Raw genomic sequence first — 20,399 nt, 5'->3', positions numbered from 1 at the left:
ATTCAGGCCTTCTTTCGGAAGAGCTCGCCGGTGAATGGGTCGAGCACGTATGCGGTCTTCTGTTCAGGAATGCCCGAGGTTATGGAGACGGCGAGAGGGCTGCTCCAATCGCGCACCAGATCGGTGAACTTCCAGATGCCTTCTGGAATGCGTATCTTCCACGGGAAGTAATCGACTCGGGGCATTCCCAGCTCAGAGTCAAGCGATGTGCCCATGACCGTGTAATAGCGGTCTTGCCTCATGCCTTCGGTGGAGATGATAGGCATCGCCCATTCACCCGTAGCGGAATCCACAATGGCGCTGTGCGTGCGAGCCGACGACACAAGCGACTTGTCTGCTTGATCATGGGTCGCCGGCGCTGAAAGTTCGAACGTGATGGTCGACATCCAGATGCCCATGCTAAAGCCGCCAAGATCGAAGTAATTGCCGGAAACGACTGACATGTGCCCTCCAAGGGTCAGGGTGAAAAGGTTTGGTGCGGGTGCATGTCGCGGCGGTACACTGCGGGCATGGGGAAAATGGGAATCGTGCTAGCCGTCGCCGCCGTGCTTGCGATGGGTGGATGCAGTGCAGCCGTGGTTGAGCCGGTTGCGGAGAGTGAGCCGAGCGAGGTTGCGGTGAGCGCGACTCCCGAGCCGGTGGCTGCGCCGATTGAGATGAAGGCAGCGCCGACCGCTGATCCGACAACGCCGTGGGGTGAAGCCGGATTCGAGAGCGCCGACGCTTGGTACCTTGCATCGATGGATGCCGTGTGGACCGGAGAGCGCCCCAGCGACGCGCAGCTGCTCGGTGCTGCCATGCTCGTGTGCGAGCAGATAGCGGCAGGCACCGAACGACAGGACGTGACCGCCGTTAGCGGTGACGACCCGGACGACAACAATCAGAAGATCGTCACCTACGCGATAATCACGCTCTGCACGTAACTAGCTGGTACGCCATAATTTCCCGTTACCATCGACGTGCACATTCACGGCTGCGCCTGATTTCAACGGCAAAGTGACAGTAACGCCGCCGCCGCCGAGAGTTAGGATGGCCGACAGGTCAGGTGACACCAGGGTGAACTTTCCGAGGCCGGCGCTTATGCTGCCGCTTGGCAGAAAGTTGATCGCACCGCCACCAGCGCCGAGCGGCTCCAAGGTGAGGCCAGATCCAACCTTGATAATGCCGCCCGCCACGATGGATAGATCCGCGGATACTTCCGTCGCGCCCTTCACTGCGAGCGTGCCCGTGATGTCTTGGTTGCCCTGCACGTGGTGAGCGCCGACTTGCGTAGTGTCGCCCTCGAATCGGGTAGTGCCGCGCGCGGTGAATAACCCCGTGAATAGCGCCGTGCCGCTCGACGTGAGCGCGCCAGTTATAGTGGTGACGCCCTCAAGCAGGAATGCGCCCACGACCTTGAGCGTGCCCGTGACGATGAGCCATCCAGTGACTTTTTGCGAGCCCTCGACTAGCAAGGACTCGTTGCCGATGAACCGGGTGCGGCCTTCGACTGACGAGTTGTCCAGCGGAGACATGGTGCCCAGTTTGCGAACCGCAGCCCATAGGTTCTGACGGTCACGTTTTCCCGAAGCATCATCGATGTAACCCATTAGGCAACCTCCCCAATCATTTGCACGGTCGGTGTGACCCATTCGCCCTCGTCGCCCGTGAGCGTGACCACCCTCAGGGAATGCCAGCCGACCGGAATGTACGGGCTCGATTCGACGTAGACGCGGAGGATGTCGCCGAGCTCGATCGACTCAACGGGGGCCGCCTCAGTGGACGCCTGCAAAGTAAATGCCCACTGGAACGTCGGACTGTACCGGACCCGCGCAGCCTCCAATGACATGCCGGCAAGCACGTTTTGGTTCGCCTCGTTGTCGATTTTCTGCTGCGTATCACGCGCCGGAATTACCGGGGGCAGACCTGCACCAGATGGAATGCCGCCCACTGACATGTCAGCGCCGGACCCTTGCCCAATTGAGAACATGCCCGTGAACTGCTTCACACCATCGCGGCCAAACTTCACGTTTGACAGCACGGGCTGCTCCGCGTTCAAGTAGAAGTCGGCTGTCTTGCCGATGAGCAGAGGATCCGAATCTGAACCGGCAACCACCACCCACTCGAATGCGGTATCTGACTTCCACCGGGGCTTGAAGTAGAAGTCGACACCGCTCTCCACTTTGCGCCGGTCAGAGATCAGATCCGAGCACGTCTGGAAGTTGAAGTTCTCAGCAGTCAACGACTGCGAACCAGACTCGGTAAGCCAAGGCAGAACCACTGGCAGCGCGTAGTTTGACGTTGGACCGACCAAACCAGCGGCAATGACATTGCAGATGATCGAGCGGTGAGAACGTCCGGAGAGTTCAATCTTCCCTGGCCGGTGCGCAACCTCATCAGCCCAATACGAACCAATGCCGAATGGGTAACGCTCACTGAAGAACGACTCGAGATCAACATGCGCGACCGTGAGACGCCCAGTATCATGGTCGAAATCCGGGTCTGCGTTGATAATCCCCGCATACCGGATTACCTTGTTGCGCTCCACGATCAGTGTGCGTGAATGAGGGGCCGTAAAATCCCACCATTGCGCCTGCGTGAAGTCATCAGCGCCAAGCTGAAATACCGTACTCCCGTAATCGCCTCCGTCCAATGAGCACGACCATGGCCCAGAAACAGGGTCAGGGAGACGTTGAATCTTATCCCCGGTCTGCGTGTCGCAAATCCAATACCACCACATGGCTACTCCCTACATGAACGTGTCGAGCAGAAGCACCGACAGGGAAGCCGTGCCAGAAACAGGCGTCACAGAAACCGCCACCGACGCGCCGCCCGGAATGGCGAGCAGGTCAGCCCGACCCACCGAGTTCGAAACGATCAAGCCGTTGATGCGCAGATACCCGTCCGCCATGTCGATGACGTGCGGGACACCTGATGCCAACGGGACGGTCACCGTGTATTGCTTCCCGGCCGAAAGGTTGATCGTGTAGCCAGCCGGAGCAGAACCCGTCACAGTAAAGACCGGCGTCGCCGGAAAGTTACCGTAATGGAACGCGACAGGGGCGGCGCCAGTGAAGACTCGAGACTCGCCGAACTTGCGGGGGTTGGGGAAAAACAATTCCATCGATGCTCGGGCTAAGTCCACGCCACCGGGAGCACGTCGCCATCGCGGCGCTGCATTACCTCTGCGTGCCATTCCCCACAGGGTTTGACCATCCAGCTCAATGGTCACCATTCTTGAGGTGCCCTGTGCCAGCAACGCAGTGAACCCATGGCCTCGATGCGCGAGCTCCATTGGATTGCGAGCATACGCATCCGCCGTGAAATTGACGGTCCGCCCCTCCATGAAAGTGGGCACATCGAAATCGCCGTGGTTCTGCGGAATCGGCTGAGAGGAACGCCGCATAGAGACGCCGTCCTCCCAGCCATCCAGTGTGACCAAATACTCGCCATTGCCAAAACGCTCGCGAGTACCCTTGAAATGGAAATCATCGATGCTGAGAAGCGTCATGAGTACTGCCTGCTTTCCGCGTTGATTCTCGCCATGACACGGTTGACCAGTGATTCCACGGACTCGTTGGGAACACCGGTGATGTCGATCTGATACGAGTTGCCCGTCGATGCGGCCGGCCCGGGAGTGATACCGCCCGAAGCCATCGGCATTACGCCCATGCGGCGCATCGTCTCAAGAAGAATCGACATTGACCGAGCGGACCCATCGATGGGGATGAATGACTCGGGGACGTCGCCGCGGTCGCCAACAACCCGCCACGTCGACGGCGGCACAACCTGGGCGGTGTGCGACATCGGGGTGAGACCGCGCATGCCACCCTGCGCCATGAACTCGACGATGTTTCCCTGCGCCTGGTAGGCGGCGGCAACTTCCCCACGAGCTGCGCCCGTCTGCTGCACGACCTGGTTGATGATCACGTCGCGACGGCCGGGAATATTGTTTAGATCCAACAGGAACTGGGCGAGCTTCTCCTGGGCGGTCGCGATGTCTGCATTGATCACGACCGATCCATCGGGCAGAGTCGAGATGCGGTCCGCGAGACCCTGAACTTTCGTCTGCTGATCCTCGACATTCGATCCGAACTCGGTCGTCGCCGACACTGGAGTCTCCAATACCGTGTTGATCAGTGACCGCGCCTGATCCTCTGTCAGCCCCATTTGCGTGAGCTGACCCATGAGAGCATCCGTCGACGTGCGGTACCGCGCGGCGAGTTCGTCTTGACTCTCACCGGCTATTGCAGCCGCAGTCGCCTCTTCTCCCATGGCCGCTAGCGAGTTGCGCACCTGGTCCTCAAGTAACTTGCCCGAGTTCGACGCGCGAATTTGAGCCAGGTCGATTCCGTCTAGGCCATACTCTGCGCCCTCAGCATTGACGCCGACCTCGTCGATGGCGCCGGCAAGACGCAGTGTCGCGTCGTTGAGGAATCCCATGGCGACGGCGCCATCACCGAACTCATTGAGCTTGGTGCGGCTGTCGTCGAGCCCGTCATGCAGGCTGCGGATGGTGTCTGCGGCATCCGCCGAGGTGTCATCGAATCCGCGCATGCTGGCAGCGAGGCCGTCGAGTTCTTTCGGCCGGCCTGCGAAGCCGTTCATGACGTCGATGGCGCCGGCAATGCCGTCGACCAGGTCCGCGAGAGGCCCAGCAACGAATTCACCGAAGGCCTCGGCCCCGTCCGCCGCCGCGTCGATCGAGGCATCGCCGAAGTCGAGTGCCCCGTTTGCGAGGTCGAGGAAGAATTGCAGCATGGGGCCGCGGTTTGACGAGATCCACTCAGCCGCTTCTCCCAGGGGATCAGAGAAGGCCGCAGCGAGGGCGCCCTTCATGCCATCCGTCGCGACCTCGATATTCCGGGATGCCTGCTCAAGCTTGGTCGCGTCGTTGTCCGCGAGGGTGTCGAACATCGCCTGCGCTGCACCCGTCACTCCGTTGAGCTGATCGACGGCGGTAGACAGGTCCAGAGCAAATAGGGCTGCGCCCATATCCTCAGCCTTCGTACCAAACAGGCCCACGGCCGCCGCATTGCGAAGCACCGGGTCCTCGGTCTCGCGCAGCTTGATCAGTACCTCATCGAGCCCGTCTCGTGCATCAGCACCACCGCGGGAAATCTTTGCGGTCATCTCTTCCGCGTTGAAGCCAAGAGACTCGAAGGCGATAGTTGAAGCCTTCGACGCATCAGTGGCACGAATCTGGAACTCTTTCAATGCATCGGCGGCGATGTCGCTGTTGCGCGCACCCGCGTCTAGTCCCTGATTTATCAGACCGAGAGCTTCCTCGCCAGACAGGCCAAGTCGGGCGAACACTGCCGGGTATTCCGTGAAGGTATCGATTAGATCCTCACCACGATTTACACCCTCACGGGCACCGGTCGCGAGCAAATCAAAAGCGTTCTGCGCAGACTTCGCGATACCGGAACTGAGCAGCGTGGTGACCGCCGCAGCGATCGGGCGTACCTCCTCACCGAGAACATGAGAGATACCCGATAGACCCTCGACTACCTTCTGAGCACTCTTTGTGGAAGCGTCCTCGTCGATCAGGTCGAACTGCAGCGCCAGACGTGTCGTGTCCATGTTCGCTTCTATAGACTCGCCGAACACGTTCGCATACGCCTCGCCGGCGGCGCGCCCGAGACGGAGTGCGTCAGCCTCGCTGATGCCGGTCAGGGCTTGCAGCCGGTCGTACGAGGACTCCTGCGCCAACCCATCATTGAACGCGCCGACGAGCGCTTTCCCAGCCGCAACGCCGATACCAACAACAGCTCCGGCGATCGGGATCGAGACGAGCGCGGCAATGATGTTCCTTCCGAACTCATCGCCCGCTTCATCGCCAGCCTTACCGGCATCGCCTGAGACGCCGTCAAGAGCTCCCTCAGCCTGCGACGTGTCCGCCTCAACCACGATCTGAGTCCTGGACGTACGCAACCCGGTAAGGTTGCGCTCTACCTTCGACAGGGCAGCCTCAGCGCGGCGCACATCCGCCGTCACGTCCAGCCCGCCGAGCGCGCGCACCTCAAGATCCGCCAGACGCTGCGTCGCCCGGGCGAAACTCTTCTCGGCCCGAGTGATGTCCGCGTCCAGCCTCAGCGACGTGTCCTGCGATACCAGCTTCTTCGCGGCCGCCTCGACCCGGTCCATGCCGGCAAGCGCGCCCTTTTCGTCTGCGTTGATCTTCTGCGTGATCGGTTTCGACTCGACCTTGCGTCCGATCGTCTGGACGTCTTTATCGGCCTTCTCGATCTGCTTAGTGTCCGCAGTGAAAAGTACTTCCAACTCGGCAGCTCGGAGAGTAGCCATGGATCACCTCCGGGTAAGAACCGCACGCAACCGTGTCGGCGAATCGATCAGACTGAATATCACCGCCCGGATTCCGGGCCATGGTCGTGCAAGGACTTCGGGGGCATAGAGGTCAATGCCGCGCTCGGCGAGCTCAGCGACGACCAGCCGCCAGTTGGTGACCAGGGCCAGCAGCGACCCGTCGATATCAGCCGCCGGCGTCTTGGCTGCCAGGGCGTTGGGCGCCTCAGGTTTTAGATGTTGGGGCACCGGTCGATAGTCGGGGAACCACCCTTCGGCATCGGGGTCGCCGATACCAAAGGGTGCCCAATCTTCGGCGGTGCTCAGCCTTTTGGGGCCGCACCACCTGCAGTGCTGGGCGTGAGTTTGCGTGGCGTCCACAGAAGCGCCGCGAGAGTGTCGGCGTATTCTTTGCCACGCGCCCAGTAGAAGACCGCGTAGTAGGCCACACGGTCGATGGTCGCGGCAGATACCTTGTCGGCTACCATCGCTGCGTGAGCATCGCCCAGGGCTGGATGCTCGTCGCCGATACTGTCGAGCATTGCTTGTATCTCAGCGGGGATCTCATCTTTGACGAGACCTAGATTCACTTCGCCGCGCACCGCCGCCGCGAGGATCATCTTCGCGGCCTCGACCGTGGGAGGACGCACCGTATAAGTGCGTCCATCCAGCTCGAGTTTGAGGTCGGGCGCCACCCACTCGCCGAAGTCGATAGCACCCACGGGTTACGACACCACGGTGTAGTTGACCGCAGACGAGACACCCGTCGCATTGGTGATGGTGACGGGCTCGATCCCGGCAGAAAGCGGCGGGATCGTCGCGATGATCGTCGCGGCGCTCACCACGGTGTACGTGTCGACATCGAGGACAATCGCGTCGAACTTGAGCTGCGTGACTCCGATGAATCCCGTACCGGTGATGGTGACCTGATCGCCGATCGACTTGCCACTTGGGGTGATGGAGGTGAGAGTCGGTACTGTTGCTGCCGCCGCGGGGTACGGGTTGGTGATCTTCTCGTACTCGCCCTTACCGGTAAGGGCGATCGCGATGACCTCGATCTCACCGGCTGGCCCCGAGTTCTGACGGGTCGGAATAACGGTGAAGAATCCCTGCCCAGCGTCGGTCGGGTTTGGGGTCCCGACTGCAGGCTTGTGGTACCAGCGGGCTTCGAGGACGGCGGACTCACCGATCGCATCGGGACCGGTGCGGGCGAGCACAGCCTCGATCTCGGGCAGGTAAAGACCGGTGGACACGTTGCGGTTCACCTGAGCGTTGAATGCGAGGTTCATGCTCCATGCTGTGACGTCAGAGTTCGGCGTGCCGCGGTCGTCGTAGGTCTGAGAGTCCTGCGCGACTGGTGTCGGGCTCGGCAGGAATCCGCTGATGCGACGGAACGGCTGCCAGACAGGCGCGGATGACGTGCCAACGTTGATGTCACAGCCGTACTCGAAGCTCTTACCGAGCGTCGAGCCAGCGGGAAGGGTAACTGTATTGCTCATGTGAGAGCCTCCAAATTATCGAGAATGATGAGGTAGTTTTCGGTGCGTTCTTCACGACGGTTGTCGTCGGCACCAGCTGGTGCTATTGATAGACGGCTAATGCCGCTGATCCCTCCCACGCGGGAAAGTCCTTGAAGGGCCGCGAACGCCAAGGCCGCGAGAACGTCGGCACCATCGGGGCGGCCCTGCGCGCCGCGTACGCGGATCTGCACGCGTCGCCAGGCGACGTCAAGATCTTGGCCGGCGGCGTAAACCCGAACGCCGACCGCAGTATCTGGTGTGGTGCCCAGCGCACCGTAGAAGATGATCACGGGGTCCGACGAATAGACGTAGTCAGGGTCGCCGGGGTTCCAGTCCCAGCCGGGGATCTCGCCGAGGATAGAGCAGATCAGGATGGTGAGTGTGCGGTCATCCAAGGGCGGCACGCACCCTCGCAGCGATGATTGCGCCCGTGTCGACCTCGTCGGCGGCAGCCTCCAGGAACTTGGCCTGCTCGCCCGGCTGGTGCTGGTAGTCAAGGTTCTCGTGCTGCATGCGCGAGATGTGCGACCTGAACCCGACCTGAAGGGTGAGGTCGTCGACGCGGACGAACCCGGACTTATCCGAGCCGCCCTCGTCGGTCGGACTCAGTTCACGGGCACGCTTCAACACCGCACGACCAGCCTCACGTAGGCCGTCCTGCGCGGCCTTCTCAATGACGGAGACGGTCGGTACAAGTATTCGCATTGCGGTTTCCTTCCGGTGATACCTGAGGGCCGCACAGTTCTAGACCAGCGACAGAACCAGGAACGAATCGAGATCGGTGTCGCCGTTGTCGTCGGCGCTGACGGCGAGTACTTCCGCCTCACGCTCCCGGCTGGTACCGGGCCACACTGTGACGAGCGAACCGACCGGGACGTGCTCACTAATCGGCACGGTCACCGAGGACGACGACACCACCTCAGCCCCGGCAGAGTTGCGGACGAGGCGTTGCTCGTCCTTCACCTCCGCCCGGATAGTGCGTGGGTCGGAGTAACCTGCGCCCATGCCGCCGGACGGTAGTTTGTTTCGGACGCTCACCGTGTGCGGGTACCAGAACGGGTCATCCCAGCTCACGAGTACTCACCCTCGGCCCACTCGCGTCCGAAAGCTCGCGCCTTCGGAAAGCTGCCGACCGGGAGGCCGGCCGATGCCACGTCACACAGCGAGCGGAGACTCATGATGTCGTCGTCGCTGAACGCCCCACCCGGATCGTTGTAGCTGATCGACGTGCCATTGCGTCCCCGAGACTTCACTCGGCGGGCACCGGGCGCCGGCACCTCAGCAACGACACCCTTGAGGATCGCGATCGCGTCGAGTTTGCGTTCGTCGTCGTCGGGAATGGAACTGAGGCCGGGGGCGATGGAGCGCGCGCGCACCAGGATGCGTCGCGCGAGATCTTCGTCACTGCTAATTTCCCCTGGGTAGATCATCTCCACCGCCCCCTCTCACTATTTGTTGGCTTCGGCTGCGGCCTTGTCGGCTGCGGCCTTGTCGGCTGCGGCCTTGTCGGCTGCGGCCTTGTCGGCTGCGGCCTTGTCGGCCGCGGCCTGATCTGCTGCGGCCTGCTCTGCTGCCGACTTCTCAGCGGCCGTGGGTGCCTTGACTTTCTCGATCAGGCCCAGCGCGAGAGCGTGCTTGATGCCCTTGATGGTGAAACCGTCGCCAACCTGCGCGCCGCGGTACAGGTACCGCTCAGTGCCGCCCTCGATGGGGAGCACGACGGCTGCGCCCTTGACGACGTAACGATCAGCCATCAGAGAGTCGTTCCGGTGATGTGCAGACCGGCGTGCGACTCAAGCACGACGGGCACCACGACGCGGCGTGCACGGACGGTGTAGCTGTCCGTCTTGTTGCGCTGCGAGTAGGTCTCCACGTTGAAGTCGCCGGAGCGCGTGTAGTCGGGCGAGCCGAGGTCCTCGTCGGCCATGCCGCCGAGCTGCACACGGTCGACCAGCAGCGGGTTGGACCCGATGATGTGCGGCGAGGTCACCCACGTGTAGCCGAGCAGGTTCATCGGGAACTGGCCGCTGACGATGGGGTTACCATCCTCGCGAGGCAGCACGCCGGCGGAGGCGAACAGGCCCATGACCTTCGCCCACTGCGCGCCGCTGAGCGCAATCGTGTCGAGGTCGAGGCCGAGGGCCAGATCCTCACGTTCGGCCTTGGCCGCAGCAAGAGCCTTGACCACGTTGTCGATCGAGGTCCACGCGCTGGAAGCGAACGTGTCGGTGACCTTCGACGCGATGACGCTCATCGCAATGCCGTCGACATCGCGGATGACGCCGTTGACGATCTTGGTCAGGGCGCGGTCGACAGCACCGATGGCGCCGCGCTTGATGCGCTCGTCCGTGATGTCGGTCTCAAGGCCGCGCTTGTCGGTCTTAGCCGAAGCCATGCCACCATCGGTGATGACGGTCTTCGGGTACTCGCCACCGGGCGCGACGGACTGCGAGTTGTCGGTCGGGAAGATCTCTTCGCCGGTCTCGTAGAAGATGCCGCCACCCTCAGCGGTGTAGCGGCCCGAGAGCAGGAAGTCGGAGATGAAGCGCTGGTCGGTGAGCGTCGAAACGCGCTTTGCGATCAGCAGCGGATTGCGGAGCAGAAGGTGGATCTGCTCGGTGGTCAGCGCGCCCGAGGGTCGCGCAACCGGGTAGGTGTAAGACGCCATGTCTTCTTTGCTCCTTAGATGAACAGGACGTCGATGACGTCCAGGTCGGCGGCGGCAGCCTCAAGGGCGATACCGATCGGGTTGGCGCCAGCGCCCAGGGTGGCGATCTTTCCGGCAGTGGCCGAGATGACCTTCGCGCCGGCGGCGATGGCGCCGCTGGCAACGAGTCGCTGCACGCCGGAGGGCCGGGTGTAGACGGTGACGGCATCGCCCACGATGGTGTCGACTGAGGCGACACCCACCACGGCGGCAGAGTCGGCGCCCGCGGGACCCACGGTGAGATCGCCGGTCACAGCGACCAGGCGGCCACCGATGACGGCAGCGGAGGTGTTGAAAGTCACGGCCTTGCCAGCGGTGAACTTGGGGAGGTAGTCAGCCATGGTTAGGCCTCCTTCGTGTCGTTGCCCCACGCGGCGGCGTAGAGACTGGATGCGGCGGTCGGCTCGTCGGCGGTGCCGATCTCGGTGACCGGGACGGTGTTCTTCGACAGCGAGGCGATGACGGCAGTGGTGCCCTCTTCGCTAGCGGCGAGGTTGGTCAGCCACAGATCGCGCGAGGCGGGAGCGATGCGACCGTCTGCAACAGCGCTGTCGACGATCGCGGCGCGGCGAGCGCTGTCCTGTGCCTCGCTGGCCTTGCGGCCCAGCGCGGCCGAGGCCTGCAGGTCGCTGAGCACAGCAGAGTCGATCAGGACCGTGCCAGCAGGGACGGCGGAGACGGTGGGTGCAGTGGCCTGGTCGAGTACCACGTCGACGGCCGCAAGAAGCGACTCGTCGGTGATTGCGGAATCGGTAACGCCGAGCCGCTCGAGGAGGCCAGCCTTGAGAATGTCACTCATGTCGAGTGGGTCCTTTCGGTTGGGTATTCCCGGCTCGGACGAGCTCGGGAGATTAAGGGAGGCGATCGACGGAATCGCCGTTCGCGCTCGCGCAGAGAACCGCGCGCGGTCCACAGGCTGAGATGCGGGAGTGTCGACCCATTCGTCGGCGAGGCCAGCAGCGACGGCTTCCTCAGCCGTGTACCAGGTCTCGGCCTTCATGGCGTCGCGCCACCCGGCCCGGTCGGTGCCGGTGCGGCCCGCGTAGACATCCGCGAGGGAATCGGACAGCTTCTGCAGGATCACCGCTGTCTCTTCCATGTCCGTCGCGTTGCCGTAGACACCGCCGGATGCATCATGGATCATCAGCTGCGAGCCGCGATTCATGATGATCTTGTCGCCCGCCATGGCGATGATCGACGCGGCGGATGCTGCGAGGCCGTCGACGTACACCGTGACGAACGCGCGGTGCCGGCGGATCGCGTTCATGATCGCGATGCCGTCCCACGCTGCGCCACCCGGGGAGTTGATGTAGACGGCCAGGTTGTCGACGTCGAGCGCGGCGAGTTCAGTCGCCATGCTCGACGCGGATACGCCGCCTCCCCAAAAGCTCTCGCCGATCTCGTCGTAGATGAACACGTCGGCCGAGGTCACCTCATCGACTGCGGCTCGGGGTTCGATGCGGAACCAGTCCCGTGCCTTCGGTTTGATAGTCATGCCGCCTCCTCAGGCTGGTCGGTGTCGTTCGCTGCGTCGAGGTCAGCCCCGGAACGACGAACGATGTCGCGCGCCTCGGCCTTCGAGAGCACGGTGCCTACCCCGAGGTAGACCTTCTGGACCACCTCGGCGGCAGCCCGCGCCGACTCTGCATCGGTCGCAGACTCGGCGGTGTCTTCGCTCGGTTCGGCGATGTCCTTCACGGGCAAGCTGAACGCTGCCCGCATGAATGCTTCGAGCGTCTCGTCGGGCTTGATCACGCCCGCGTCGATGAGGCTCTTGAGCGCCTCCGCAGTGAGTCCGCCGGCACCGATGGGCTTGAACACAAGCCGCGGTGCAGGTTCGGTCTCGCCCCAGTTCCAGTCGACGAGGTCCTCGACCACGTGCGCTTGGGTGACGTCGCGGACGTGCTCAGCTACTGCGTTGAGGGACCCGGTGAAGAAGTCAGCCAGTGTTGAGCCAAGCGCCCATGATCCTGTTTGAGTACCGAGATTCAGGAAGTGGGCGAGCCCGCCGCGGGCGATCTGCTCGTCGTGGTACCGGATCGGCGCGTCCGTGTCGGGGAGTTTGCCGGTGACGCCCATCAGGACAAGGCCCGACGTGTTCGGGATCGACGCTCCCGCCGCTTCGCCACCGCGGAAACCCTTAGCGAGCTTGAGGCCAGCTTCCTTCTCTGACTTCTGCCACGCATCGCGCTCGGTAGCGTCCGCACCCTCGGGAACTTCAGCGGCCGTGTAGACCGGCACGCCGAGGCCGTTGCGCTCGACCGTCAAAGCCTGAGCGCGCAGCATGCGGTCCTTGAGCAGCCAGTTCTTGTAGACCGTACGCAGCAGCGACTCGCCGATCCAGTTGCCGCCCGCACGATCGTTCACATACGCCACGAGCCGGTCGACGGGAATGGGCGCCGTGAGTCCATGCTGATTGATCGAGACAAGGCCGCCGTCGCGTGCGACCTTGATGTTAGAGATGCTGCGAGGGGGACGCCATGCGAGCTTCTTGAGCCGCAGCTTCCCACCTTCCGGCTGGTAGACCTGCTCGAAATACGAGTGGCCATAGACCAGCTCCAGCAGCGCCAGCCGCAGGTGCTCGCCCCACTGGAAACGGCCCTTCGTGCGCAGCGGGGCGACCGGCTCTCTGCCCTTCACGGGCAGCCCGAGGTCCGTCGCCACCAGGTCAATGACCTCGTCGCGCGCGCCGGCCGGATCGATCATCCATTCCGCGCCACGAATCGGGAGCGTCACGGCGCGCATCACCGACGCAACCTGCGCGTCCTCGCGGCGCATCTTGTCGAACACCTCGACCGAAAACGGCCAGAACAAATCCGGGTTCGTCTCATGCGACTCCGCGGCCATGCTCGCCCACGACGACAGGCCGCTGACCTGATAACCCTGTTCGTCGGGCATGCGGTACCTACTTTCAGAATTGGGCTAAAAAGCCGCCGTCGCGAGGTTCACGTCGGTCGGTGCGACGTCGTCGCGGGTGACCATCTCGGCCTGCGGCGGAGGTGGCGGTGTAGCTTCGACAGGCTCGGGTTTGAGAAGTTCGAGCGCGTACAGCGCGATCGTCTCCGCGATGAGGCCAGAGATATCGATGGGCAGGGACTTCGGCCGCGACCACGCCATGTTGTCGGCGTACGGAACGACGACGCCGCCCTGCACCGCAAGGTCAATGTCAGGCTGAGCGCTGACGACGAGCTTCTCGTCGCGCACCGCGTCACGGTATCGGCCGGTGGCGATCGCATACTTCGGGCCATCGAACTCGTGCACGATGAGACCGAGCTTCTTGAGAGGCTCGATGAACTCCATCGCAGGGCAGCCCTTGGCATTCACTGCTACCTCGCGTTGCCCGGACGCCTCGGCCAGTTCGGCGAGGTAGTCAGGCAGCCACATCATGCCGGCGCGCGAGAGGCGCACCGTCACGAACGGGTCGCCGTCCTCGGTGAACACAGCAGCGGAGAGCCACGTCGTCTTGCGGTCATGCGAAACGTCGACGCCCCACACCGTGCGGGAGCCCTTCGGGATCACGATCTCATCGCCGGGCAGAACCCGAAGACGGTACTCCTTGACATCGATGAACGAATCCACATCGGCAACAACCCACTGGCACAAAACCTCAGTGCGATATCCAGCCTCAGTCATACCCCGGATATCCGAGAGCGCCGACTGCACCGTCATCGCACCGAAGCCAATGGAAGGGTTCGCCTGAAGGATTGCCTCGACGTCATCGAGCGCGCACCCATCGGGCGCCGACCACTCGAACAGGCCGAGTGTGACATCGTGCCCGTTAGCGAATTCCTCCGCCGATATAATGCCGGCCTCGACGTACTCTTCCCACTCAGCTATCGACTCGAGGCCCGCTGTCCGCTGCGTGCGGAGGACTACCGCCGACGAGTCGCCAGCGTTCGAGATGCCCCACATCTGTCCGGACCAGAACGACTTCAGAGTCTGAGAGACGGCGTTCCACGCGGTCCACGTCTTCTGCTCGCGCATCTCATCCATGAGCACCCGCGCGGCGGGCTTGCCTCGGGCATTCGCGGCGGCGCGGATCTCGTAGTGAGCACGCGACCGGGCGTAGATGCCCTCCTTGCCGTTCGTATCCGACACCTTCGCAGTCGCGTTCTGCAGGGCCGGCAGTGCGAGCTCCATCTCCTCGTCCGTGTTCGGCTCCGGATCGCACCACATCTTCACCGCGGCCCACGGCTCACGGGCGATGTCAAGGTTCTGCGCGACGCCGACAACCTTGAACTTCACCGGCGGAACCATGTCAGGGTGACGCTTCGAGTCAACGAACAGCCACCACGCGGCAAGAACAGAGGCGATAGTGGTCTTGCCTTGCTGCCTGGCGACCAAAACGATGACGCGCTTGAACCGGTACTGCCCATCAGGCATGATCTCTAACGCGTGAATCAGCAGGAATTTCTGCCACGGATAAAGATGGACGCCGAGAATTACCAGCGCAAACTTGATCACCTCGAACCCGCGCGACGTTTCCGGGGTCAATTCCCGCAGCGGCTTCGTGAAAATACGAGGCTCAGTACGGCCGAGAAGCTTCGCAGCCACGTGCACCTCCGCGAAAACTAACCGATACCGTGCTCCTCCTGGAAGGCAGAGAGCTCATCTTTGGGCGCAGGGGCCGGCTTCTTGCCAGCGACCAGCTCGCCACGGCCGCCAGGGGTCAAGCCGAGGGACTCGCAGTACTTCAAATAGGTGGGAAGAGAGACATTGTCCGATGCCGGCGGACGAACCTTCGACTCAGGGTCGCTCTCGATCTGATCAAGAATGTGATCGAGGATCGTGTCGTAGTCGTCGATCTTGTGCGCCAAGGCGAGCAGAGCCGCGATCGCGCCGGCGTCTTTGCCCTCACGGTCAAGGTGAGAAGCGGCAGCGACCGAAACGACAGTTCCCTCAACGACTGCACCCATTTTGGACCCCTTCTACGCGTGTGCGCGTGTGCGACCCCCGGTCAGAGGGTCGGGGAGAGAGGAAAGGTCCCCTTGGCTCTGTCCACCCCCCAACCCGGAGGCTGGATTTTATGGCGATTCCCCCTATTGAGGGCCATTCGGTGGTAAGTATCGGTGGTTCTCGATGTGTCCGCCGTTGAGTCCGTGCTCAATGGTGATCGTTGTGTCCATCACTCCGAGCTCGGCGCTACAGGTCGGGCAGACGGCGATGGTCTCGACGGTGGCAGGCGGGATGGTGGCGAGCAGTTCGTCTGCAGCTCCCATGAGTGCGGCGACCATGGCCGAGATGACCGAGGCGTTGGTCGCGCCTTCAAGGTGGACTGTGCCGGTCTGGCCGTCCATGGTCATGTGAACTGGGATGCTGAACGATCCGAGAGTCCGAGTCTCCGAGCCGTCGAATCCGATGCTCACGGTTCCGGTGATGGGTAGCATTGCGGCCATGGTCACTGTCCTGTCATTGGGTGGCGAATCGCTGCTCGTGCGGCCTTGCGGGCGTGCCCTCGGCGCTTCTCAGCCTGTTGTGCTGCCGTTCGTGCGTGTGCGCGAACCAACTCGTCCCAGATGGCTCTGGAGCGTGGGTTGTAGCGCGCCGGTATGTAGGCCTCGCTGCCTTCGGGTGTTCCCATCCACGGGTTGCCTGCGTTCGCCATTGTGTCCTCCCTTCGTTAGTAGCGGATGATCTCGCCGTGCGGGCTGGTTGCGATGACAGCGCGCACCTCGTCGGAGTGAGTGCGGCCGGCGTAGTCGTCTTCGACCAGGACGATGTCGGCGATGGTTCCGCGTAGACGGTCGCGCAGGCCGCGGTTATCCGAGAGGAACCGGATCGATCCACCTGACGGGAGTGTGACTCGCTGGTCGCCGTTGGTGAGTCGCCACTCGAGGTCGGGTGCCGAGGTGCGCATCTCATCGAACGCATCCCTGCGTGCCCGGGCGTGAGGTGACAGCACGATGATGCGCTTGCCCTCGGCGGCTGCGCTGAGTAGGCCGATTGCCGTGTACTTGTTCATGAGTGCTCCTGTCATCGTGTTCACCACCAGTCAGCGACAGCGTCACCGAGTCCGAGGCTTGGCGCCCGTGTGCCGCGGTTCAAGTTACAGAGTCGGTGGCTATGCCTGAAGTTGTCGACGTCTTCCTCAAGTTCGGGGTAGTCACGAACGATGTAGTAATGGTCGAGGTTGTGTGAGTCGTCGGTGCTGTGCGGTTCGGCTATGTAGTCGACGGGTGCCTTGCATAACCAGCAGTTGGATAACGCCCGGGTGTCGGGATCGTCGGAGGTTGACTGCGCTTTGCCCTGGTCAAAGAAGTCGGCGCGAAGTGTGTTCATGCGTCTCGTGTTCGTCCTGGCCATCGTGCTACCTCCGTGACTTCCGCGTCTTTCCGGGGTTGCTCCCCGAACGGGGAAGTCAAACCCCGTGTTTTCGGAGACCTTACGGCCTGTTATTGCTCGTCCACCAGGTGTTCGTCATCGAACTGCACGGCGTATGCTTCCTCAATCTCAGCGTCCGTCACGGCTGACCTCTCAGGTGTGGCCCCACCCATCCGTGCAGGTGCCCCAGCTGCAGAGAGTCAGCCTGTGGGGGTCCTTTGCCGCCAATGCAAACGGCGTTGACACGATGGGTGGGAAGCGTTGGGGGCGACTCAGGTGCGGCGCTTGCGCGGCTTGCGCTTCTGCTGAATCCGGCCCTTGGCTTTTTTGGAGGGCGGGGCGCTGACGTTGCCGCTGTACGAGTGCCAGATCATCAGGCTCGCTCAGGCCAGCGCCACTTGCCGTACTGGCCAATTGGTAGCTCGGCATCCTCGTGGTTGGCGCTGCACACCCAGAGAGTGTCATTGCCGTCGAGGAAAAGCTGCCCGTTCACTGACTCACCTGCCCACACGCGCACGACGATCAGTGGAAAGCTGTCGCCCTCGCGAGCGACGTTCCCGGTCTTGGTGGCGTGTCCTGCCTGGGTGCGCTGAGAGTTGATCTGTTTTGCCTGCTGCTCAGTGATGGTGAACTGGACGATGCGGCCGGGGGTTATGGCGGTCATGGTTACTCCTTGGTGTCGGTAACTGCTGGGTGATATTTGGTTGATCGGCAAATCACGATTCGCCACTAAGTGCCGCGCATCCCAATGGATCAGGGCGCGATTTGGTTGACGGGCGCGTTCGCGAGGCCGGTGGGTATACCGCCCGGCCCCGCTCTGCGCTCGATGTTGCCCGCTCTGTTGCCGCCGCTGGGCACCGCGGTGTACGGCCGTTCCGTTGGGGTTCGGTGGCAAGTTGTTCCCAGCCGAAGCACTCGACCGTGTTGGCCTATGACGAGGCTGCTAGGTGTCGGCGGTGCTCGACTGGGAAGTGTGAGGGTTGTCCCGTTGGGACACCTACGGGACATGCCCGGGTGTCCCAACGGGACAGGTAAAGCCCCGGTCACATCCGCTGTTCATGCGGGAAAGACGAGGGCTTGTTGAGCAGTTGATTCAGCTATGCTGCTGTCATCGATTGTAACATGAAGTGAAACATTTCCACCTATTTGCAAGCGAACTTGCTGGGTGGGTTTCGATCAGGTGCGTTTCGCGGGGATCTCGCCGTCGAATAGCACCCTCTCCGTCTCGGTGATGTCGGACCTCCGCACGAGCACTCGGTGGCTGCCGGGCGTCGTGAGCGTTCTCACGTACCCGGCTTCGACCCACCGCCAGATGGTCATGCGATGGCGCTTCGTGACTGCCGCGGCTTCCTTGATGCTCATCCACTGGGCTGAGGTGGTCACGCGGCCCCGCGGGCTTCGATCGCGGCATCCTCTGCGGCTCTCTCCACCGCCTTCCCGGCCGCAGTGATGCGCCGCTTCTCAATGGCCCGCGCCGCCCGCGCCTCGGCGAGCTCAGCGGCTTTCGTCTCCTTCATGGCCGACGTGACCTTCTCCAACTGCGACGCCGCGAGAACGGCGTAGAGCGTGTCGTCCACCACGAACCCGCACTCCGGGGTTGAGCACACGATGTGGATCGGCCCGTCGAAGTCGAGCGGCGGCTTCCACACGAGGTTCAACTGCCGGCACTCATGGCACCTGACGTTCTTCACCTTGTGCTCGACGTCGGCCATGGGGTGCTGAGCCATGGCGTTCTGCATGATGCGGAAGAATCGCACGGCAGCTTCGGCGCCGTCCTGGCGTGCGACCCACTCGTCGACGTCGATCGCGTCGAGGTAGCGCTCGGTGATCGCTTCGATCTCCCACACGACGGCATCGCTCGGGAATCCCGGCGCCGGATGCCCGAGCAGCATGATCAGCTCGTCGGCGGTGCGCCAGGTGTTGGGCACGGGGAGGATCCATGTTGCGGATGCGCGCACCCCGTTGTTGTCGAGTTGCTGGGCCCGAGAGATTGAACATAGGTGGGTGATCATGTCCAGGGCGATTTTCAGTGCATCCCGAGTCTTGGCGTAGCAGGACCAGCAGAGCATGCCGTGCTCGGCGGGCGCCGGCAAGCATCCGCCGCATTCGTTGTTCGTCGGGTAGGAGCATTCGGCCTCACGGTCGTACTGCCATTCCCGTCCGTCGCAGTTGCTGGCGTGCTGGCCGTTGACGACGCATGATCTGACGTCGTCTAGATCGTTCGTAATGCAGGTCAAGTAGCTCATTCTTCATCTCCATTCGTGATGGGGATCACCCATCGGTGTGGGTGGAATTTCTCGATAGATGGGCCGAGGTCATCGGGCCCGATGCGTCTGCCTCCGATGCGCAGGGCGCTGATCGCCGCGGTGAGTTCGCTCATGGTCAACCCGTCGATCTCGGATTGCCGGACGCGGATCTCGTGGCCGCCGCCGACCAGGGCGGTGATCTTCAACCGTGGGATGGGCGCCGGCGGCTGGCCGGATTCGATCGCGCGTGCCAGCTCATCCCGTGCGGCGGTCATGACTGCACCACCCACGGAGTCACTGTGCGCTTAGCGGCACTACGACTCTTGAGCCCGCGAGCCTCCTTCTCGCTCGAGGCCGCCTGGTAGTAGTTCGATCCGTCCGGGTAAAGTCCGACTTGCACCCCCCACTCAACAGTGGTCGGCGACTCAGGCTCATTCTCGACAGCAAGCTCGAGTGCATCCCTGATGAAGGTTCGAACGTCTGAGGCCGTCCACCCCTGAGCGCTGTCCTCGATGTTGTCGAGCGTCTTTTCGAGGTACGCTCGCACGTCGTAGAGCCGGGCCGTGCCATGCCCGTCGAGAGGAGTGGTCGGCGACTCAGCGGCAGCCTTGAGACTGGCAATCTCGGCGAGCAACGCTCGGACAACCTCAGCCGACCGTTCCGCGTTCTTCTGGATCGTGTCAGCGCCGCTCGTGCCGCCCACCAGCCCCGGTCGACCATCGGCGTAGTAGTCGTTCTCTTCACTCCAGCTTTCCGTGTGGTGCGATCCCTTCCCGGCGACCGCAACCGCCGACAGAATCGCGTCAACAATGCCGATTCCCGTCGGGTCGAATCCGAAGTAGTACCCGTCGAACCGTGCGTCGTCGGGCAGGGGCGCGATCAGTTCCGTGTGCTTGCTCACAGCGCCACCCCGTGCAGGTCGAATCGGTCTTCCCATGTCTCATCGATGTGCTCGCGGTATCCCTCGATCTCGCCGGTGCAGTTCTCCACGATGGGCAGCCACTCATCGCTCAACATTCCGTCCGGCAGAAGCTGGTCAAGCTCTGCAAAATACTTGCCCTGCGCAACCTCGATGGCCGCGTTCAGTTCGTTATCGCCCATGGTTCAAATCTCGTCTCTGGCCTCTATGGCCGTTGTTTGGGTTGGTGGGACCGGTTGTGCTGTGGTCTCGATTGGTTCAGCACGGGCGAGTATCGTCCGGCACAGAACGCATGTGACATTCGCGGGTTCACGCGCTGTGCGGTTGAACGAGGTCGCGCCGTTACCATGCAGGCTCGTCGGCGCGTCCCCGACCCAGTGGATTGGGTCAAGCACTAGCTG

29 protein-coding genes are annotated in these 20,399 nt (G+C 62.7%); 1 reads left to right on the top strand and 28 read right to left on the bottom strand.

Annotation, left to right across the window (positions count from 1 at the left end):
- Positions 1-2 precede the first annotated feature (2 nt).
- Positions 3-443, bottom strand: a complete 441-nt coding sequence (locus CXY75_RS18575) for a hypothetical protein (RefSeq protein ID WP_104084255.1) — start codon at positions 441-443, stop codon at positions 3-5.
- Positions 444-509: 66 nt separating this feature from the next.
- Here CXY75_RS18575 and CXY75_RS18570 point away from each other — a divergent pair, with 66 nt between their 5' ends.
- Positions 510-923, top strand: coding sequence for a hypothetical protein (locus CXY75_RS18570; protein ID WP_146069536.1), 414 nt, complete (start codon positions 510-512; stop codon positions 921-923).
- On the opposite strand, the gene CXY75_RS18565 is transcribed toward CXY75_RS18570, so the two are convergent.
- The 27 genes from CXY75_RS18565 to CXY75_RS18435 form a co-directional block, all read right to left on the bottom strand.
- Positions 924-1,589 (bottom strand): hypothetical protein, encoded by a 666-nt coding sequence (locus CXY75_RS18565; RefSeq protein ID WP_104084253.1) that lies wholly within the window; start codon positions 1,587-1,589, stop codon positions 924-926. It lies immediately after the preceding gene.
- Positions 1,589-2,719 (bottom strand): hypothetical protein, encoded by a 1,131-nt coding sequence (locus tag CXY75_RS18560; protein ID WP_233202016.1) that lies wholly within the window; start codon positions 2,717-2,719, stop codon positions 1,589-1,591. Before CXY75_RS18560 ends, CXY75_RS18565 begins: the two co-directional genes overlap by 1 nt.
- Positions 2,720-2,728: 9 nt before the next feature.
- Positions 2,729-3,490: a hypothetical protein gene (locus CXY75_RS18555; RefSeq protein WP_104084251.1), complete on the bottom strand. Its 762-nt coding sequence runs from the start codon at positions 3,488-3,490 to the stop codon at positions 2,729-2,731.
- The gene (locus CXY75_RS18550; RefSeq protein ID WP_104084250.1) at positions 3,487-6,285 is read right to left on the bottom strand and encodes a phage tail tape measure protein; all 2,799 of its coding nucleotides are present in this window, start codon (positions 6,283-6,285) and stop codon (positions 3,487-3,489) included. The genes CXY75_RS18555 and CXY75_RS18550 overlap by 4 nt, the downstream gene beginning before the upstream one ends.
- Positions 6,286-6,288: 3 nt before the next feature.
- Entirely contained in the window at positions 6,289-6,534 is a 246-nt protein-coding gene (locus tag CXY75_RS18545; RefSeq protein ID WP_104084249.1) for a hypothetical protein, read from the bottom strand.
- 74 nt (positions 6,535-6,608) lie between these two features.
- Positions 6,609-7,007, bottom strand: a complete 399-nt coding sequence (locus CXY75_RS18540; protein ID WP_104084248.1) for a hypothetical protein — start codon at positions 7,005-7,007, stop codon at positions 6,609-6,611.
- Between the two features lie 3 nt (positions 7,008-7,010).
- Positions 7,011-7,784 carry a phage tail tube protein gene (locus tag CXY75_RS18535; RefSeq protein WP_104084247.1) on the bottom strand — a complete coding sequence of 258 codons (774 nt, stop codon included), beginning with the start codon at positions 7,782-7,784 and terminating at the stop codon, positions 7,011-7,013.
- A complete protein-coding gene (locus tag CXY75_RS18530) occupies positions 7,781-8,209 on the bottom strand; it encodes a minor capsid protein (protein ID WP_233202015.1) in 429 nt (142 codons plus the stop codon). The genes CXY75_RS18535 and CXY75_RS18530 overlap by 4 nt, the downstream gene beginning before the upstream one ends.
- Positions 8,193-8,510 (bottom strand): hypothetical protein, encoded by a 318-nt coding sequence (locus CXY75_RS18525; protein ID WP_104084246.1) that lies wholly within the window; start codon positions 8,508-8,510, stop codon positions 8,193-8,195. The genes CXY75_RS18530 and CXY75_RS18525 overlap by 17 nt, the downstream gene beginning before the upstream one ends.
- Before the next feature lie 39 nt (positions 8,511-8,549).
- Positions 8,550-8,879: a hypothetical protein gene (locus CXY75_RS18520; protein WP_104084245.1), complete on the bottom strand. Its 330-nt coding sequence runs from the start codon at positions 8,877-8,879 to the stop codon at positions 8,550-8,552.
- Positions 8,876-9,235 (bottom strand): hypothetical protein, encoded by a 360-nt coding sequence (locus tag CXY75_RS18515; RefSeq protein WP_104084244.1) that lies wholly within the window; start codon positions 9,233-9,235, stop codon positions 8,876-8,878. Before CXY75_RS18515 ends, CXY75_RS18520 begins: the two co-directional genes overlap by 4 nt.
- Before the next feature lie 18 nt (positions 9,236-9,253).
- A complete protein-coding gene (locus CXY75_RS18510) occupies positions 9,254-9,559 on the bottom strand; it encodes a hypothetical protein (RefSeq protein ID WP_104084243.1) in 306 nt (101 codons plus the stop codon).
- The gene (locus tag CXY75_RS18505) at positions 9,559-10,473 is read right to left on the bottom strand and encodes a hypothetical protein (RefSeq protein WP_104084242.1); all 915 of its coding nucleotides are present in this window, start codon (positions 10,471-10,473) and stop codon (positions 9,559-9,561) included. Before CXY75_RS18505 ends, CXY75_RS18510 begins: the two co-directional genes overlap by 1 nt.
- Before the next feature lie 14 nt (positions 10,474-10,487).
- Positions 10,488-10,853: a capsid cement protein gene (locus CXY75_RS18500; protein ID WP_104084241.1), complete on the bottom strand. Its 366-nt coding sequence runs from the start codon at positions 10,851-10,853 to the stop codon at positions 10,488-10,490.
- A gap of 2 nt (positions 10,854-10,855) precedes the next feature.
- Positions 10,856-12,007, bottom strand: a complete 1,152-nt coding sequence (locus CXY75_RS18495; protein WP_104084240.1) for a head maturation protease, ClpP-related — start codon at positions 12,005-12,007, stop codon at positions 10,856-10,858.
- Complete coding sequence (locus tag CXY75_RS18490; protein WP_104084239.1) at positions 12,004-13,410, bottom strand: hypothetical protein; 1,407 nt, start codon at positions 13,408-13,410, stop codon at positions 12,004-12,006. Before CXY75_RS18490 ends, CXY75_RS18495 begins: the two co-directional genes overlap by 4 nt.
- Before the next feature lie 24 nt (positions 13,411-13,434).
- Positions 13,435-15,066: a hypothetical protein gene (locus CXY75_RS18485; RefSeq protein WP_199182504.1), complete on the bottom strand. Its 1,632-nt coding sequence runs from the start codon at positions 15,064-15,066 to the stop codon at positions 13,435-13,437.
- A gap of 17 nt (positions 15,067-15,083) precedes the next feature.
- The gene (locus CXY75_RS18480; RefSeq protein ID WP_104084238.1) at positions 15,084-15,428 is read right to left on the bottom strand and encodes a hypothetical protein; all 345 of its coding nucleotides are present in this window, start codon (positions 15,426-15,428) and stop codon (positions 15,084-15,086) included.
- 123 nt (positions 15,429-15,551) lie between these two features.
- Complete coding sequence (locus CXY75_RS18475) at positions 15,552-15,908, bottom strand: hypothetical protein (protein ID WP_104084237.1); 357 nt, start codon at positions 15,906-15,908, stop codon at positions 15,552-15,554.
- 224 nt (positions 15,909-16,132) lie between these two features.
- On the bottom strand, positions 16,133-16,474 hold the full coding sequence (locus CXY75_RS18470; protein WP_104084236.1) for a hypothetical protein: 342 nt from the start codon (positions 16,472-16,474) through the stop codon (positions 16,133-16,135).
- 20 nt (positions 16,475-16,494) lie between these two features.
- Positions 16,495-16,791: a hypothetical protein gene (locus CXY75_RS18465; RefSeq protein ID WP_233202014.1), complete on the bottom strand. Its 297-nt coding sequence runs from the start codon at positions 16,789-16,791 to the stop codon at positions 16,495-16,497.
- Between the two features lie 415 nt (positions 16,792-17,206).
- Positions 17,207-17,497 carry a hypothetical protein gene (locus CXY75_RS18460; RefSeq protein WP_104084234.1) on the bottom strand — a complete coding sequence of 97 codons (291 nt, stop codon included), beginning with the start codon at positions 17,495-17,497 and terminating at the stop codon, positions 17,207-17,209.
- 512 nt (positions 17,498-18,009) lie between these two features.
- The gene (locus tag CXY75_RS18455; protein ID WP_104084233.1) at positions 18,010-18,216 is read right to left on the bottom strand and encodes a helix-turn-helix domain-containing protein; all 207 of its coding nucleotides are present in this window, start codon (positions 18,214-18,216) and stop codon (positions 18,010-18,012) included.
- Positions 18,213-19,079 carry a hypothetical protein gene (locus tag CXY75_RS18450; RefSeq protein ID WP_104084232.1) on the bottom strand — a complete coding sequence of 289 codons (867 nt, stop codon included), beginning with the start codon at positions 19,077-19,079 and terminating at the stop codon, positions 18,213-18,215. The genes CXY75_RS18455 and CXY75_RS18450 overlap by 4 nt, the downstream gene beginning before the upstream one ends.
- Complete coding sequence (locus tag CXY75_RS18445; protein WP_104084231.1) at positions 19,076-19,354, bottom strand: hypothetical protein; 279 nt, start codon at positions 19,352-19,354, stop codon at positions 19,076-19,078. The genes CXY75_RS18450 and CXY75_RS18445 overlap by 4 nt, the downstream gene beginning before the upstream one ends.
- Positions 19,351-19,980, bottom strand: coding sequence for a hypothetical protein (locus tag CXY75_RS20155; RefSeq protein ID WP_199182503.1), 630 nt, complete (start codon positions 19,978-19,980; stop codon positions 19,351-19,353). The genes CXY75_RS18445 and CXY75_RS20155 overlap by 4 nt, the downstream gene beginning before the upstream one ends.
- Positions 19,977-20,180, bottom strand: coding sequence for a hypothetical protein (locus tag CXY75_RS18435; RefSeq protein WP_104084230.1), 204 nt, complete (start codon positions 20,178-20,180; stop codon positions 19,977-19,979). The genes CXY75_RS20155 and CXY75_RS18435 overlap by 4 nt, the downstream gene beginning before the upstream one ends.
- Positions 20,181-20,399: the final 219 nt, after the last annotated feature.

The sequence above is a fragment of the Cryobacterium sp. Y11 genome (genome assembly GCF_002929535.1).
GTDB lineage: Bacteria > Actinomycetota > Actinomycetes > Actinomycetales > Microbacteriaceae > Cryobacterium.
This window is presented reverse-complemented; position numbering and strand designations above follow the sequence as displayed.